Source organism: Klebsiella sp. R390 (assembly GCF_051131745.1).
Taxonomy (GTDB): Bacteria; Pseudomonadota; Gammaproteobacteria; order Enterobacterales; family Enterobacteriaceae; genus Klebsiella.
In genome coordinates this window covers 1,006,135-1,020,817 of sequence record NZ_CP180445.1, presented here as the reverse complement: position 1 = coordinate 1,020,817, position 14,683 = coordinate 1,006,135, and the positions used below count along the sequence as shown (strand labels likewise).

The following is a 14,683-nucleotide window of genomic DNA, read 5'->3' as shown; positions in this document are numbered from 1 at the left end:
CGCCAGACCATTATTCTGATGACGATAGCCACGCTCTGCTTTCCCGCCGTGACCCTCGCCGAAAAGGTCCGCGTCGAGGTATTGCAAAACCAACTGGAACATCCGTGGGCGCTGGCATTTCTGCCGGACGATCGGGGAATGCTTATTACCCTGCGCGGCGGAGAGCTGAAGCGCTGGCGGCAGGGCGAGGGGCTTTCAGCGGCGATATCCGGGGTGCCGCAGGTCTGGGCCAACGGCCAGGGCGGTCTGCTGGATGTCGCGCTGGCCCCCGATTTTGCCCAATCCCGGCGGGTGTGGCTCAGTTATGCCGAAGCCGGGGAGGAGGGTAAAGCCGGTACCGCTGTTGGGTTTGGTCGCCTGAGCGACGATGAGCGGCGGCTGGAAAATTTTCGCGTGGTATTCCGTCAGCAGCCGAAGCTCTCCACCGGCAACCATTTTGGCGGACGGCTGGTGTTTGACGGCAAGGGCTATCTGTTTATTGGGCTGGGGGAAAATAACCAGCGAGCCACGGCGCAGGATCTGGATAAGCTGCAGGGGAAAGTGGTACGCCTGACCGAAGATGGCCGCGTACCGGACGATAATCCGTTTGTCGGCAAAGCCGGTGCCAGAGCCGAGATCTGGTCTTATGGCATTCGCAATCCGCAGGGAATGGCGATGAACCCGTGGAGCCATACCCTATGGCTGAACGAACACGGGCCGCGCGGTGGCGATGAGATCAACATTCCGCAGAAAGGTAAAAACTACGGTTGGCCGCTGGCGACACACGGGGTTAACTACAGCGGCCTGGCGATTCCTGAAGCGCAGGGCACCGCGGTTGCCGGAACCGAAGCGCCGTTGTTTGTCTGGAAACAGTCGCCGGCGGTGAGCGGTATGGCATTTTACGACGCGCAGACCTTTCCCCAGTGGCGCAATAAGCTGTTTATCGGGGCGTTGAAGGATCAGTCGCTGATTGTGTTGCGGGTGAACGGCGAAAAGGTGCATGAAGAGACGCGCTTGCTCGGCGATCGCGGTAAACGTATTCGCGATGTGCGCGTCGGACCCGACGGCTATCTGTATCTCTTAACCGACGAGTCCAACGGTGAACTGCTGAAGGTGAGCCCGGCCGCGTAGGATCAGGTCACCGGGATCATCACCACATCGCGCCATGGCTGACGCTCGTGCAACTGCTGATACCAGCGCTGCAGGTGCGGGCGCGGCTGCCAGCTGTCGACGATCGACAGCAGGTTGTAGACAAAGGGGGCCACGGCAATGTCACCGAGCCCAAACTGCTCGCCGGACAGCCATGCGCTGGTAGCCAGTTCATCATCAAGGATAGCGAACAGCGCTTCACAGGCGGCAATGGCGGCAGCGATAGCCGTCGGGTCACGTTTCTCCACCGGCGTTCTCACCAGTCCCATCAATACCGGGCGGTGGGCCGGAGAAAGCGAGCCGTTCGCCCAGTCCATCCATTTGTCGCTCCGGGTGCGTTGCAGGGGGGAGTCGGGCCACAGACGTTCCTGACCATATTCCGCCGCCAGATAGCGAATAATGGCGTTCGATTCCCACAGCACCAGGCCGTTAGCGTCATCTTTCAGAAGTGGCACCAGGCCATTCGGGTTCATCGCCAGAAACTCGGGGTCGTGGTTGAGACCAAATTCCAGCCCGGCGGGGATCTGCTGATAAGGCAGTTCCAGCTCTGCCAGTACCCAGCGCACTTTCTTCACATTCGTCGAATTATTTCTGCCCCACAGCGTAATCATATCGGTTCCTGTCTGTTATTGAGCCAACATTGCAGCATGGTGAACCGCCATGTTGGAATAAAGCGCATATTCCGGCAAGTGCTTTTATTTGCCTGCAAGGACGCAACCCGCACGAATCCTGAGCGTACGGGGTGATACGATCGTACTTGAGGCGGCGGGTATCAGCATGATTGAGGTACTGGAATATCTCCTTTTTATTTATCCGGATATCTCGGTGTGCACCCAGTAAAGGTAAAAGCAATAAGAACAAGCGCAATTTTGAATATTTAAAATAAAATCAAAAGCGCCTTTTCATGCTTAACTTTTTTGTTTAACAATAATTGGTGAGCTTATGATTACCTGGATAATGCTTTTGGTTGTTGATGTTTGACAGGGATATTAAGGTTGTTCGTTATGTTGCTCAGGTTATTAATTTAAACGACGCCTTATGCAAATAACGCCGGGACCTGGAAATATCAGGTCGGCATTAATAAATGAGATGATTTATGAATAAAACAATTCTGGCTGTAGTTCTCGCGATTGTCGCGGCCCCTACCTTTGCAGGTTCGCATCCGATTGCTCGTACCACTGCGGTCGCGACCTCCGATCACCCTGTCGCCGTGGCGACCGCAACCAGCGGTAATGGCAACCATCCGGTTGCTCGCGGTGCAGCCGTAGCCTCTGCTGACCATCCGGTTGCCGTTGCCGCCGCTACCGGCGATAACGGAAACCATCCGATTGCCCGCACCACCGTGGTCGCTTCTTCTGACCATCCCGTTGCTGCTGCGGCGCTGACCGCAAATTAAGATCTTCCCCGGCAGCGATGTCGGGGATAATTCGTGTCCGTTAATCACCCACATCCCTACCAGCCTGTTATGTCATACCTTTGCTCTAATCTGATTGTCGATCCCCGCGCCCGCGTTTCTCTGTTTTGATATCACTCTGGCGATCCGGTGCAATTTCATTTGCCCAGGCGTCTCACTAGCCTGCAGGGATAATCACCCTGATATCGTTCCAATTTTAAACATAATAGCGCCTGAGTGTGTCTGGCATCTTATGTTAGTTTTCGCTGTGGTGGGCGCCCATGCTCGGCGGCATGTTGCGTCGGTTGGCTCGCAGGGAACACCGGTACCAGACATTAAAACAGGCTCTTCGTCGCTGACGAGAGGCAAAGTAAAAATAATCAGGGGCAGAATATGAAGTTGGGTTTTTTGGCCGGGGCAGTATTAGCAACGTGGTTATCTTTAACCTATCCAACAGAAATGAGAGCGGTGTTTGACAAGTTAACGACGGTATTTGATCAGATAGTGAAACCCGTAGCGGCTCATTCCTCTGAGATGGTGACGCCGGAGTAAAAAATGAAAAAGATTATCTGCGTGTTACTCCCGGCTTTGCTTTCTGGATGCAGTTACTACCATCAGCTGGTGGAACAAGGGCAAACCAAAACCCTGGAATACCAGTGCGATGAGACCGCGCTGTTTTTATGGCAGAACGACACTAAAAAACAGGTGTCGCTGGTGGTCGACGGCGAACCGTTGATCCTCGATGAAGGGTTATCCGCTTCAGGTAAGCGCTATTCTGACGGGGTGTATGTGTACTGGGCTGAAGGGGATCAGGCGAGGCTGTATCGACGCGATCGGACGATCCTGCATAACTGTGCGTTACGACCTGAAGCGCAATCGGAGTCGCTCTTTAAAAGCGATTTCTTGAACTGGAATAAAAACCAACCGCCATCCGAATAACCACAGGCCCCGACCGGGGCCGTTATGCTTCTGGTCTGCAGAGATGAACGAACGTTCGTAAGGAATGACCCGGCTACAAAAATGAAAAATAGCGCTGACGGGTACCAGCGCTGAATGCTTACTGCCCAAACCAGAAAAAACGCGTCCCCAACAGTGGACGACGAAATACTAGAGAATCGGGTTCATTCACGCATCTGCCAAAACGTTTTTTATTAAACGTTTCTGCGGGGAAGCCGCAGGGGGAGCGGCCTGGCGTTGACAGCAAATGGCTGCCCTGAACCCGACGTCGCGCATAAATAAGCATCAATGCCGGTTTCGGCACAAAAGTCAGATGTGTTATGGTATGGAAAGTAAGGTATTGTATTGATTTTATACAATTATTTGTCGGCGTGGCATAATAACGATAATTTTTAGCCATCATGATCAAAAAAAATGCGCTGTTTTCAGCAGGGAGCGGGGTTATTGCGTAAACTTTAAAAACTTTACCAACTCGCTGTTTCTTTAAGGTCATTTGTACGCTTTACTCACCGGCTGCTGCTGTGCCAGAAGGGTTTTGCGGCATATTTTGTTTGGAAAGGATACTTGGGTGGTTCTTATGACGCGTGATGCTTTTTCCCTACGCGGCCTCGTGGCAGGCTGCGCTCTCCTCGTTTTTGTGGCGCCTGCGGTGCAGGCTGCGGACCAACTTCCTGATGCCCCGTCAATTGATGCTCGTGCCTGGGTTCTGATGGACTATGCCAGCGGCAAAGTGCTCAGCGAAGGCAATGCCGATGAAAAACTCGACCCGGCGAGTCTGACCAAGATCATGACCAGCTATGTCGTCGGGCAGGCGCTGAAGGCGGGCAAAATTAAGTCCACCGATATGGTGACCGTCGGGCGTGATGCCTGGGCGACCGGAAACCCGGCGCTGCGCGGTTCATCGGTGATGTTCCTCAAACCGGGCATGCAGGTCTCGGTTGAAGACCTGAATAAAGGGGTCATCATTCAGTCCGGTAACGATGCCAGTATCGCGATTGCTGACTATGTGGCGGGGAGCCAGGACGCCTTTGTTAGCCTGATGAACGGCTATGCGCAGAAAATGGGACTGACCAATACCACCTTCATGACCGTCCACGGCCTTGATGCGCCGGGCCAGTTCAGTACCGCACGTGATATGGCACTGCTGACCAAAGCGATGATCCATGACGTCCCTGAAGAGTACGCCATCCATAAAGAAAAAGAGTTCACGTTCAATAAAATTCGCCAGCCGAACCGCAACCGTCTGCTGTGGAGCTCAAATCTGAACGCCGATGGCGTGAAGACCGGGACCACCGCCGGTGCCGGTTATAACCTGGTCTCTTCGGCCACGCAGGGTGACATGCGACTGATCGCCGTGGTGCTCGGAACGAAGACCGACCGTATTCGCTTTAATGAATCCGAAAAGCTGCTGACCTGGGGCTTCCGCTTCTATGAAACAGTCACGCCGATTAAACCGGATGCCACCTTTATCACCCAGCGGGTCTGGTTTGGTGACAGCAGTGAGGCAAAGCTGGGCGCCGGTGAAGCGGGCTCGATTACGCTGCCAAGAGGCCAGCTGAAAAACCTGAAGGCCAGCTATACCCTGAAGGATCCGCAGCTGACGGCGCCGCTGACTAAAGGGCAGGTGGTCGGGACTATCGACTTTAAGCTTAACGACAAAACGATCGAACAGCGTCCGCTGATCGTGATGGAAGCCGTTAATGAAGGCGGTTTCTTCAGCCGGATGATGGACTTCGTGCTGATGAAACTGCACGGCTGGTTCGGTAGCTGGTTCTCGTAACCGACAGGCCGCGCCCTGCGGGGCGCGGTCAGTACAGCAGTGAAATCTGCTTTTCTTTCGCCAGTGCCAGCAGGTCGTCATCCGGACAGACATCGCTGGCAATCACGTCAAAACTCGCCAGATCTCCCATCCGCGCCGGCCTGACCTTGCCAAACTTACTGTGATCGACCACCAGGACATGATAGCGCGCGCTGCGCATCGCCCACTGCTTAACCGGCAATTCTTCGAGGTTATAGCAGGTGGCGCCCTGTTCGCAGTCGATCCCGGCAGCCGAATAATAGGCGATATCCGGGCACAGATGGCTGAGGGTATCCTGCAGGCTTAGGGGTTTAAAAATCGCGTTGCTGGCGTGAAATTCCCCGCCACATAATATCGCCCGGCACTGCGGCTTCTCCTGTAGCGCCAGAAAGGTGTTCAGCGAATAGCAGACGCCGGTGAAGGGCAGGGCGTTATCGATAGCGTCGATAATCCACGGGGTCGTGGTGCCGCAGTCAAAAAAGGCCATCTGATGCGCTTGCAGCAGAGCGGCGGCATGGCGGGCAGCGCGGCGTTTTTCATCCACAAGGCGGGTTTTCTGGTCGCTGAGCAGGTAATGGGTTGCGCTGCGTGGTTCAAGGACAATATAGCCCCCTAATAACACCACCGGGCCATTATGGCCGTTCAGGTCGCGACGAATGGTCATCTCTGACACGCCCAGTAGCGCTGCGGCCTCTTTTAAATGAAGCTTATCGCTGCGCTTGAGCGCCTGAATGAGCTGGCTGATACGTTCATCACGACGTGTTTCCATATACCCTCTAAGCTGAAATCGCCCTGCACTGGCAGGGCGTTAGTGGGCAATTTTACCTGTCGGGAGAGGGTTAGTCACGCACCCAGCCTTTACGAATTGGCAGGGAGAAGCACAGGCGGTATGCCTGCTCGAGGTAACGATAAAGCCCTTGCCCACCCACCTGCCACAGCAATCCGGCTGCCAGGCAACCGCACATGCCGGTGAGCAGACCGCCTACCATATCCAGCGGCCAGTGCACGCCGAGATAAACCCGGGACCAGGCGATTGCGACGGCGGCGGCCATTAACGCGACGCCAGACCACAGGCGATGCCAGAACAAAAAAGCCAGCGCGAAGGTAAAACTGATGGTGCCGTGGTTGCTGGGGAAGGAGTTATTCGGCGCGTGATGCAAAAACTGGTAGCCAGCACCCGCAACAAAGGGACGGTCATGGGGAAACAGATGACCAAATATCCACGAGAGGGTCAGGCTGATCGCCAGCGCCAGCGCCACTTTACATACCAGCTGCCGCTGATTCGGTCCCCAGAGCCACAGCGCCGCCGCCAGCAATGGCACCAGCAAAATCACCTCTTTGGCGATGAAGGTGGCTATTTCGATAGCCCATGCCGGGGAGGCTGGGGTGGCGTTAATTAAGGCGAACAGTGCGTCGTTGATATTTTCCAGCATACGTCCAGGCTCTTGTATCCGATAGCAATAAGCCGCCCACCTTAAGCTGCGGTGGCGACGAGATAAAGCGGTATTGTCTTAATTATCAGCTCGTTATAGGAATTCTGGCGAGGCCATTTTTTCGCATACACGCAGCTGCGATGAGTATATCGCCTGTAACCTAATTGAAATATAAACGAAATAAAGAGAGGTTGAGATAAAACGGGTGGGCCGTCCTGGGGGACTTTGCGCTATTTTTCATTGTCACTCACAATTCACTATCTCCTCAGCACGACTTTCATTAAACTTTGCGCGATTTTTATTTAAATAAGAGATTGCATGCAGAATTATTCGCTTTCAGGTCGGCGCCTCGGACGGCAGGCGCTGCTGTTCCCCTTGTGCCTGGTGTTATACGAATTCTCTACCTATATCGGCAACGATATGATTCAGCCGGGGATGCTGACGGTGGTGGAAGAGTTCCAGGCTGGCAATGAATGGGTGCCTACCTCAATGACCGCCTATCTCGCCGGCGGCATGTTTTTACAGTGGCTGTTAGGGCCGCTGTCGGATCGTATCGGCCGTCGTCCGGTGATGCTCACCGGCGTGGTGTGGTTTATCGTGACCTGCCTGGCTACCCTGCTGGCGCAAACCATTGAACAGTTTACGCTGCTGCGTTTTTTACAGGGCATCAGCCTGTGCTTTATTGGCGCTGTGGGTTATGCCGCGATTCAGGAGTCATTTGAGGAGGCGATGTGTATCAAAATCACCGCCTTGATGGCTAACGTGGCGTTGATTGCGCCACTGCTCGGCCCGCTGGTGGGGGCTGCATGGGTGCATATCCTGCCGTGGGAGATGATGTTTGTGCTGTTTGCCGTGCTGGCGGCCATCGCGTTTTTCGGCCTTCAGCGGGCGATGCCGGAAACCGCTACCCGCATGGGCGAGAAGCTGTCGATGAAAGAGTTGGGGCGCGACTATGCCCTGGTGCTGAAGAATCTGCGCTTTGTCGCCGGCTCTCTGGCGATTGGTTTCGTGAGCCTGCCGCTGCTGGCATGGATTGCGCAGTCTCCGGTGATTATTATCAGCGGCGAACAGGCCTCCAGCTATGAATACGGGCTGCTGCAGGTGCCGATTTTCGGCGCGCTGATTGCCGGTAATCTGGTGCTGGCGCGGCTGACCTCGAGGCGTACGGTGCGATCGCTGATTATTCTCGGCGGCTGGCCGATTTCGCTCGGTCTGCTGCTGGCTGCGGCGGCAACGGTGGTGTCGAGCCATGCCTATCTGTGGATGACCGCCGGACTGAGCGTTTACGCCTTCGGGATCGGTCTGGCAAACGCCGGGCTAGTGCGTCTGACGCTGTTTGCCAGCGATATGAGTAAGGGGACGGTGTCAGCGGCGATGGGGATGCTGCAGATGCTGATTTTTACCGTCGGGATTGAAGTCAGCAAGCATGCCTATGCGCTGGGAGGGAGCGGGGTGTTCAGCCTGTTTAATCTGCTCAGCGGTGTGCTGTGGCTGGCGATGATGGTCTATTTCCTCAAAGACAAGAGCATAGGAAACGCCAACGACCCGCAGGCCTGACGTTTCTGCATGATTCCGGGGGCGGCAATGCACGCTGCCCCCGGAACCGCATCAGGCAAACGGCGCTTCGCGATTCAACACTTTATCGATGATGTGCAATACACCTTCTTCGTTGTTATGCGGGGCATCGTAGCCCGCCACGGCCTTCACCGGGGCAGCCGCGTTAGCCATCGCAAAGCCAAATCCAGCATGTTGCAACATTTCAATGTCGTTTCCGCTGTCGCCAAACGCCACCACTTCGTGATCCTCAATGCCCCAGCGCTGTTGCAGGATACGCAGGCCGTTGGCTTTATGGATGCCGGGAATAATCAGGTCGATGCTGCCGAAACCGGTCGCTACGGCGGTCACCATGTCGCCTAAGGCGGCATGCAGCTGCGGCTGAATGGTCGGGATCAGGCTGTCGGGGACGTTGAGCCCGAATTTCAGAATAACGTCATCGATATGGTTAAAATCATCGACCAGCTGCAGGCGATGGTAATACTTCGCCGCGACCGCTTTCAGCTCGTCGTTATACTGGTTGAGGGTCCAGGCGCTGCGTTTGCCGCAGGCGATGATCTCAATATCCGGCAGCGTCTGCAGATAATCGATCACCGTGTGGAAATGATTTTTCGGCATCTGGCAGTTGAAGACGTCGTCACCGGCGTTGACCACCCAGCCGCCATTTTCGGCGACGAAGGCAATTTCATGGGCGATGTCGGGGAAAAACGAAATCAGCTGGTAATACTGGTTGCCGCTGGCTACCACAAAACGAATATTTTGCTCGCGCATTCGCTGATACTGGCTCAGGAAACGCTGGCGATTGTAGGTTTTGGCATCGCTTAAGAAGGTGCCGTCCATGTCTACCGCAATCAGTTTGATACTCATCAACTGTTCTCCATGACAGGTTCATGTTGTGGTTTTGCCACCGCCTTCGCGACCAGCGCCGCCACCATAACCAGGCCCAGCACCACCATCATGGCGCTGCGCAGGCCGAAATGTTCGCCGAGGAAGCCCAGCAGCGGCGGCCCGACAAGAAAGGCGAGGTAGCCGGTGATCGCCACTACGCTGACGCGTTTCGGCGCATCGGGGCCGGTATCGCTGGCGGCGGAAATGGTCAGCGGGAAGCCGAGCGACGCCCCCAGTCCCCACAGCAGCACGGAGATTCCGGCCACCCATGGGTTATCGACGAAGATAATCAGGCCGATACCCAGGGCGCCCATCACCGCGCTGGCACGTACCACCGTGACCCGACTGTAGCGGTCGATGAACCAGCCTCCGGTGAAGCGACCGATGGTCATACCGAGGGTAAAGCCGGCGTAAATCAGGGAGCCAGACGTCGGGCTGAAACCATGTCCATCCACCATCAGCAGCGGCAGCCAGTCGTTGGCAGAGCCTTCAGCAAAGGCCATCGCCAGCACCACCACGCCAATCAGCAGCAGCTGCACGTCGCGCCATACCGGCAACCCTTTTTCTTCGTGATGAGCGCTTTCGGTGGCATTCTGCCCGGTACCGTCAGGAATAGCGCGAATTGCGATAGCGATAGGGGCGATAGCCACCAGCGCAGCCAGCAGAATATGCGGTGCGGCAGGCAAGCCAAAACCGGTCACCGCCATCCCCACGCCGGCGCCAAACAGCGTCCCGAAGCTGTAAAAGCCGTGCATCATCGGCAGCACGGTTTTATTCATTTCGCGCTCGACGGCGGCACCTTCGACGTTAATCGCCACCTCCGCAGAACCGAAGCTGGCCCCAAAAATGGCCAGCCCGATGGCAAACAGGGTGGCCGAGGTAAGCCACAGGGCCAGGCTGAGGACCATCATGCCAACGACCGCACAGGACATGGTAGTTCGAATGACTTTGCGGGTTCCGAAGCGCTTAACCAGCCATGCCGAGCAGAGAATGCCGCTCATCGAACCAATAGAGAGGCCAAATAAAACGATGCCCATTTCCGCGGTCGACAGCGTGAGCAGGTCGCGGATCGCTGGCGTACGGGTGGCCCATGATGCCATCAGTAATCCGGGAATAAAAAAGAACATAAAGAGTGCCCACAGCCGAAGCTGCAAGGCTCTGCGGGAGGTTTGCGCTGTCATTCGTCCATGCCAGTGAATGAGAAGATGGAGACAACAGTAGCAAAGTTGTGTACATTTGTACATATACTTCAGGATGTCAGTTTCATGACAAGGCATGGCATCAGGAGAACGGCATAGCTGCCGGATGGCTTGTGTATAAACGCGATAAATGAGGAAAACTATGGCCCGCCGACCGAACGATCCGCAGCGCCGGGAGCGCATTTTGCAGGCGACGCTGGAGACTATCGCCACCCACGGGATCCATGCGGTAACGCATCGTAAAATCGCCAGCTGCGCGGAGGTCCCGTTAGGCTCGCTAACCTACTATTTCAGCGGTATTGAAGCGCTGATTGAAGAGGCCTTTCGTATTTTCACCCGCGATATGTCGGAGCAGTATCAGCAGTTTTTTGCCTCTGTCAGCAATCGCGAACAGGCCTGCGATGCCATTGCCGAACTGATTTTCAGCGCCCAGGTCACCACCGCGCGGAACATGGAGCTGATGTATCAGCTGTATGCGTTCTGCAGCAGCCAGCCGGCGTTAAAGGCGGTGATGCAGCACTGGATGCAGCGCAGCCAGCAAACCCTGGAGCAGTGGTTTGATCCGTCTACTGCCCGTGGTCTGGATGCGTTTATTGAGGGAATGACCCTGCATTTCGTCACCGACAGCGCGCCGCTCTCTAAACCGGCGATCCGCCTGATGGTCGGGCGGCTGGCCGGAGAGGGGTGAGTTGTGAGGTTATTTGTCTGCGTCAGTATGAGATGATGACCTGGCGCGAAATAAATTCAGGATGAAAAATAGCGGGTGTAGCGCGTACGGAGTATCTTAATAAATATTATTTTGAATATAAAGTAATTCTGATTACGTATGATTTTTATTTTACGAATAATAATCCGGAACCGACAGGCTCCGGATTGACGATTAGCAACAGGATTAAGAATCATACGCTGGCAATCGATGTTATTTAGCAGGCGAGAAATTACTTTTTAGACAGTGGGATCGGGGTTGACTCTTTAAATGCACCGAAAGGGTCGCGGAGGATGTCAACGATAACGCTACCTACGCCAGGGATGTGCCCAACGGTTTGCTCCAGGATGCTATTCTCAAAGTCATTGATAGTTTTACCAATAGAGGTGAGCCCGAGAGCGCCAAGAGCAGAGCCAAAAATGCCTGCGCCGTTAACCTGATCCATTTCATGCTGAGTTAATGTTTTCATAATGATATCCTTATTTATGGGTTGTTGCATTGAACTATTTAATTCACTGAACATTACTCACCAGTAAATAATAAGTCAATGTGTTACAAGAACGCGCCGCGTAATTAAGATTATCTAAAGGTTCTGCCGGGAATTTAAAACTCATGTTTTTATTCTCTTGGGAAAAAGAAATAAAACTTAGTTAATAGATAAATACTCTGGATGATTGGTGCATTTGGCATCGTTCCAGACGGCGGGAGTTCTTGAGTCACGGGGTTTAGCACTGACGATTGGCGCAAGCACGCCCAGAGGTGTATTCGTTGCCTGCGCGCAAAACAGGCCGCCGTCGAGAGTGGCAGAAGGGACGTGCGTAACACCATGGTTTTAAACACACGGATTTCAGGCAACAAAAAACCCATTTATGTAAATGGGTTAGTGGAAACAATGACTTATAAGATAATCAATAAGTTAGCTTGGTGGTAAGGAGTGGCGATTACGGGGCAATGCCAACCGCTGCCGCCACTTTGTCGCCACTTGCTCATCGTGACTTACTTTAAGCGCCAGGGGCCACTCTCTTTGATTTGTTCGACTAATCCATCTTCTTCCAATTCACGTAACAACGCTACAACCCAATATTGTTGATTCGAACTGGTCGCTTTTGGTTTTGCTCCCCAATCGAAGCCGCAGAGTTTGAACACTTCAGATTGTTTAATTCCTTTGCCATTTTTCTGTCCATCAGGATGCTTTGCCAAAGCAGCAAGAGCCAATTCTTTCGCTTTAGTACGAAGCTCTAACCCCTGTTTTAGTAACTCTTTCATAATCTATTTCCCTGATAACTAATACCGTCATAATAATACTCCGCTACTGTCAGGTGTGCACGCGAGTAGCATCTTGTGGTTATTGATCCATGGTTGCCAGAGGATTAAAGCGCAGGGCAGTTTCAAGATGGTCAGGTGCAAGGTGAGCGTATCGCATGGTCATTTTTATGTCGTGGTGGCCCAGGATTTTCTGGAGCGCAAGGATGTTCCCGCCGGACATCATAAAGTGTGCTGCAAACGTATGGCGCAGAACGTGTGTTAGCTGTCCCCGCGGAAGTACGATAGAAGTTTTCTCCATCACCGACATAAACTGAAAATAGCAGTCCGTAAAGAACTTGAAGCCGTCTAGGGCAATGATTTCCTCATACAGCTCTTTGCTTATCGGAATGCTACGATTCTTTTTGCCTTTGGTCCTAACAAACGTGATTCGGTGTTTAGTGACCTGGGATCGCGTAAGGTTTACAGCTTCCCGCCAGCGTGCTCCGGTGCTTAGGCAGATTTTGACAACCATAGCGAGAAGGGCACTTTGACGATGGCAGTCGTCCAGGAGTTCTGTTATTTGCTCATGTGTCAGCCAGGCCATCTCTTTTTCGGCAATAGTGAGTTTGCGCATGTTCTCCAGCGGGTTCGGTGCGCTCCATTCTCCGAGCCGGGCCAGCTCGCTAAAAACACCACTGAGATAGCTTTGCTCCAGATTGATCGTGACCGGGCTGGCTCCTTTCTTCCATTTCTCGCTGAAATAAATCTCTGCTGTAAGACGTTTATCACGGTAGTGCGCAAACATTTTGGATGTGAAGTCGGTGGCGAGAGGATTTCCGAGTACATCGACCATCAGAATCAGCTTGTCGTAAACGTGCTCGCCAGCGCTCAGTGATTTGCCGTGCAATTTGAACCAGAGTTCAACGATGTCTTTCAGTGTCCTGCGGTCTACCGATTCACCCAGCCAGGGCTTAGCTTCCGTCTTATCCATCGTGTGGCGTTCAAAAGCCAGTGCTTCGCCTTTAGTGGCGAACTGCTTGCGCACACGCCGCCCGCTGCGTCCGGCGGGGTAGCATTCGCAAATCCATTTTCCTGTGTCGAGTTTTCGTACTGCCATAAAAAAGCCCTCATGTCTGAGGGCTAAATTTAACTGTATGTTTGAACAGTGGTCAATGTATGTTTTTTCAAGGCTTAAACAATGCGAGAAGAATTTAGGGCTCTGAACTGGAATTTATCCTTAAGTTTTTCTTCAAGTTTATAAAATGTTGTGAAATGATAATCATCCATTAAAGTTTCATGAATATTTTCAATTTTCTTCGTTAGGGATAAGCCATTACTAACTTTATAATCGTAGGTTAATGCCTCTAATAGTTGCCATGAAATAGGCGTAGTCATTAAAAAACTATTAGATAAGATTGAACAGTATTTATTATTTTGCATCTCTTCAAAATCGGATTTTGGGGGTATTATTATATTTACCCCTAGGTTTGCATTCGTATTCCTCACTGATTTTGTTGAAAGATATGCTATGCCTGATATGTTGTTTAATCTCTCTGAGGCAATTTTTTGCATCAGTAGATTAGGGATTATATATTCTTGATTGAATGCCCCAGATTCATTGTTTTTTATATAACTACATGATGCAACTAAAGGCCAGAGAATTAGGTGGGATAATAGTATATTATTTATGTCACCATCGTTTTTATATTCATCATTCAACGCGTTAAGAAACCTATAATCTGCCAAAGTATTTAAGTTATAAGCGAAGTTTAGAATGTTTAACTCTTTAGCTGCAGAGGTTGCATATAGTGCTGAAACGTATAGCTTATCAAAATCAGGTTTACCCACCTCTTGCCAGCATATATATAATGATGTTCCTAAATATAAACATGGCAAACCTGCAATAGAATAGCGCTGGGTTTGTACCAAATGTCTCATGTTAAAGGGTATGTGAAAAATATCCTCTCTGTATTCTAATGGTCTACTACTGGCCCTTACGCGGTATAGTGGTCTTTCTGGCCTGGCCCATTCACCAAGAGGTTTTGATATAAAGTTAAAACAATCGATTACTTCCTGTCTATCAAGCATATCGCTGAAAATATTGTATGCTCTACGTACATCGCCTGTTAAAAAAGCCTGCATAACCTCTAATAATGCATTGCATAAATCACAGATAAGAGTGTGATTATTTTTTAAATTCTGTGATAAAGGGCCGTTATCATCACAATCAAGAATAAATTTTTGATATTTCTCGAACGTCTTTACAAGATCTCGATAAAGACTTCCCTGATATTGATTTGAATCTCTTAAAATGCTACTGCGTCGAACTTGTCCGATGATTTTTTTAATTTCATGTTTATCAAAGTATGAATTTTCCATCAG

At 52.2% G+C, this 14,683-nt stretch carries 16 protein-coding genes and 1 pseudogene; 7 read left to right on the top strand and 10 right to left on the bottom strand.

Features of this window, described 5'->3' with window-relative positions; genetic code table 11:
• Positions 1 to 18: 18 nt before the first annotated feature.
• Complete coding sequence (locus tag ACMYSP_RS04765) at positions 19 to 1,110, top strand: PQQ-dependent sugar dehydrogenase (protein ID WP_434587014.1); 1,092 nt, start codon at positions 19 to 21, stop codon at positions 1,108 to 1,110.
• A 2-nt stretch (positions 1,111 to 1,112) separates the two neighbouring features.
• On the opposite strand, the gene ACMYSP_RS04760 is transcribed toward ACMYSP_RS04765, so the two are convergent.
• Positions 1,113 to 1,739, bottom strand: a complete 627-nt coding sequence (locus ACMYSP_RS04760; protein WP_434585789.1) for a glutathione S-transferase family protein — start codon at positions 1,737 to 1,739, stop codon at positions 1,113 to 1,115.
• 485 nt (positions 1,740 to 2,224) lie between these two features.
• On the opposite strand from ACMYSP_RS04760, the gene ACMYSP_RS04755 reads away from it, so the two are divergent.
• From ACMYSP_RS04755 to ACMYSP_RS04745, 3 genes and pseudogenes are all read left to right on the top strand, one after another.
• Positions 2,225 to 2,524, top strand: a complete 300-nt coding sequence (locus tag ACMYSP_RS04755; RefSeq protein WP_434585788.1) for a hypothetical protein — start codon at positions 2,225 to 2,227, stop codon at positions 2,522 to 2,524.
• Positions 2,525 to 2,914: 390 nt separating this feature from the next.
• Positions 2,915 to 3,073: a hypothetical protein gene (locus ACMYSP_RS04750; RefSeq protein ID WP_434585787.1), complete on the top strand. Its 159-nt coding sequence runs from the start codon at positions 2,915 to 2,917 to the stop codon at positions 3,071 to 3,073.
• Between the two features lie 3 nt (positions 3,074 to 3,076).
• Positions 3,077 to 3,385, top strand: a pseudogene (locus ACMYSP_RS04745) (MliC family protein); the annotation flags it as partial.
• 193 nt (positions 3,386 to 3,578) lie between these two features.
• On the opposite strand, the gene ACMYSP_RS04740 reads toward ACMYSP_RS04745, so the two are convergent.
• Entirely contained in the window at positions 3,579 to 3,971 is a 393-nt protein-coding gene (locus tag ACMYSP_RS04740; protein ID WP_434585786.1) for a hypothetical protein, read from the bottom strand.
• An 84-nt stretch (positions 3,972 to 4,055) separates the two neighbouring features.
• Here ACMYSP_RS04740 and dacC point away from each other — a divergent pair, with 84 nt between their 5' ends.
• Positions 4,056 to 5,258, top strand: coding sequence for a serine-type D-Ala-D-Ala carboxypeptidase (gene dacC / locus ACMYSP_RS04735; RefSeq protein ID WP_434587013.1), 1,203 nt, complete (start codon positions 4,056 to 4,058; stop codon positions 5,256 to 5,258).
• 28 nt (positions 5,259 to 5,286) lie between these two features.
• On the opposite strand, the gene deoR is transcribed toward dacC, so the two are convergent.
• Together deoR and ybjG are read right to left on the bottom strand one after the other, a co-directional pair.
• Complete coding sequence (deoR, locus tag ACMYSP_RS04730) at positions 5,287 to 6,045, bottom strand: DNA-binding transcriptional repressor DeoR (protein ID WP_434585785.1); 759 nt, start codon at positions 6,043 to 6,045, stop codon at positions 5,287 to 5,289.
• 70 nt (positions 6,046 to 6,115) lie between these two features.
• Entirely contained in the window at positions 6,116 to 6,709 is a 594-nt protein-coding gene (gene ybjG / locus ACMYSP_RS04725) for an undecaprenyl-diphosphate phosphatase (protein ID WP_434585784.1), read from the bottom strand.
• A gap of 318 nt (positions 6,710 to 7,027) precedes the next feature.
• Here ybjG and ACMYSP_RS04720 point away from each other — a divergent pair, with 318 nt between their 5' ends.
• Positions 7,028 to 8,266: an MFS transporter gene (locus ACMYSP_RS04720; protein ID WP_434585783.1), complete on the top strand. Its 1,239-nt coding sequence runs from the start codon at positions 7,028 to 7,030 to the stop codon at positions 8,264 to 8,266.
• Between the two features lie 51 nt (positions 8,267 to 8,317).
• Here the strand turns inward: ACMYSP_RS04720 and ACMYSP_RS04715 are convergent, their stop codons facing one another.
• Both ACMYSP_RS04715 and ACMYSP_RS04710 read right to left on the bottom strand, forming a co-directional pair.
• On the bottom strand, positions 8,318 to 9,130 hold the full coding sequence (locus tag ACMYSP_RS04715; RefSeq protein WP_434585782.1) for a Cof-type HAD-IIB family hydrolase: 813 nt from the start codon (positions 9,128 to 9,130) through the stop codon (positions 8,318 to 8,320).
• Positions 9,130 to 10,332, bottom strand: a complete 1,203-nt coding sequence (locus ACMYSP_RS04710) for an MFS transporter (protein ID WP_434585781.1) — start codon at positions 10,330 to 10,332, stop codon at positions 9,130 to 9,132. Before ACMYSP_RS04710 ends, ACMYSP_RS04715 begins: the two co-directional genes overlap by 1 nt.
• A gap of 160 nt (positions 10,333 to 10,492) precedes the next feature.
• On the opposite strand from ACMYSP_RS04710, the gene ACMYSP_RS04705 reads away from it, so the two are divergent.
• A complete protein-coding gene (locus ACMYSP_RS04705) occupies positions 10,493 to 11,038 on the top strand; it encodes a TetR/AcrR family transcriptional regulator (RefSeq protein WP_434585780.1) in 546 nt (181 codons plus the stop codon).
• Positions 11,039 to 11,288: 250 nt separating this feature from the next.
• Here ACMYSP_RS04705 and ACMYSP_RS04700 read toward each other — a convergent pair whose 3' ends face one another.
• The 4 genes from ACMYSP_RS04700 to ACMYSP_RS04685 form a co-directional block, all read right to left on the bottom strand.
• Positions 11,289 to 11,525 carry a hypothetical protein gene (locus ACMYSP_RS04700; protein ID WP_434585779.1) on the bottom strand — a complete coding sequence of 79 codons (237 nt, stop codon included), beginning with the start codon at positions 11,523 to 11,525 and terminating at the stop codon, positions 11,289 to 11,291.
• 527 nt (positions 11,526 to 12,052) lie between these two features.
• Positions 12,053 to 12,322 (bottom strand): hypothetical protein, encoded by a 270-nt coding sequence (locus tag ACMYSP_RS04695; RefSeq protein ID WP_434585778.1) that lies wholly within the window; start codon positions 12,320 to 12,322, stop codon positions 12,053 to 12,055.
• Between the two features lie 79 nt (positions 12,323 to 12,401).
• Positions 12,402 to 13,418, bottom strand: a complete 1,017-nt coding sequence (locus ACMYSP_RS04690) for a phage integrase (protein ID WP_434585777.1) — start codon at positions 13,416 to 13,418, stop codon at positions 12,402 to 12,404.
• 74 nt (positions 13,419 to 13,492) lie between these two features.
• A complete protein-coding gene (locus tag ACMYSP_RS04685; RefSeq protein ID WP_434585776.1) occupies positions 13,493 to 14,680 on the bottom strand; it encodes a hypothetical protein in 1,188 nt (395 codons plus the stop codon).
• Positions 14,681 to 14,683 lie beyond the last annotated feature (3 nt).

Coding starts and splice junctions, on each gene's coding strand:
- ACMYSP_RS04760 (WP_434585789.1), bottom strand. CDS start 1,739: ATGATTACGCTGTGGGGCAGAAATAATTCGACGAATGTGAAGAAAGTG.
- ACMYSP_RS04750 (WP_434585787.1), top strand. CDS start 2,915: ATGAAGTTGGGTTTTTTGGCCGGGGCAGTATTAGCAACGTGGTTATCT.
- ACMYSP_RS04705 (WP_434585780.1), top strand. CDS start 10,493: ATGGCCCGCCGACCGAACGATCCGCAGCGCCGGGAGCGCATTTTGCAG.
- ACMYSP_RS04710 (WP_434585781.1), bottom strand. CDS start 10,332: ATGACAGCGCAAACCTCCCGCAGAGCCTTGCAGCTTCGGCTGTGGGCA.
- ACMYSP_RS04755 (WP_434585788.1), top strand. CDS start 2,225: ATGAATAAAACAATTCTGGCTGTAGTTCTCGCGATTGTCGCGGCCCCT.
- ACMYSP_RS04695 (WP_434585778.1), bottom strand. CDS start 12,322: ATGAAAGAGTTACTAAAACAGGGGTTAGAGCTTCGTACTAAAGCGAAA.
- ACMYSP_RS04690 (WP_434585777.1), bottom strand. CDS start 13,418: ATGGCAGTACGAAAACTCGACACAGGAAAATGGATTTGCGAATGCTAC.
- deoR (WP_434585785.1), bottom strand. CDS start 6,045: ATGGAAACACGTCGTGATGAACGTATCAGCCAGCTCATTCAGGCGCTC.
- dacC (WP_434587013.1), top strand. CDS start 4,056: ATGACGCGTGATGCTTTTTCCCTACGCGGCCTCGTGGCAGGCTGCGCT.
- ACMYSP_RS04740 (WP_434585786.1), bottom strand. CDS start 3,971: ATGACCTTAAAGAAACAGCGAGTTGGTAAAGTTTTTAAAGTTTACGCA.
- ACMYSP_RS04685 (WP_434585776.1), bottom strand. CDS start 14,680: ATGGAAAATTCATACTTTGATAAACATGAAATTAAAAAAATCATCGGA.
- ACMYSP_RS04700 (WP_434585779.1), bottom strand. CDS start 11,525: ATGAAAACATTAACTCAGCATGAAATGGATCAGGTTAACGGCGCAGGC.
- ACMYSP_RS04715 (WP_434585782.1), bottom strand. CDS start 9,130: ATGAGTATCAAACTGATTGCGGTAGACATGGACGGCACCTTCTTAAGC.
- ACMYSP_RS04720 (WP_434585783.1), top strand. CDS start 7,028: ATGCAGAATTATTCGCTTTCAGGTCGGCGCCTCGGACGGCAGGCGCTG.
- ybjG (WP_434585784.1), bottom strand. CDS start 6,709: ATGCTGGAAAATATCAACGACGCACTGTTCGCCTTAATTAACGCCACC.
- ACMYSP_RS04765 (WP_434587014.1), top strand. CDS start 19: ATGACGATAGCCACGCTCTGCTTTCCCGCCGTGACCCTCGCCGAAAAG.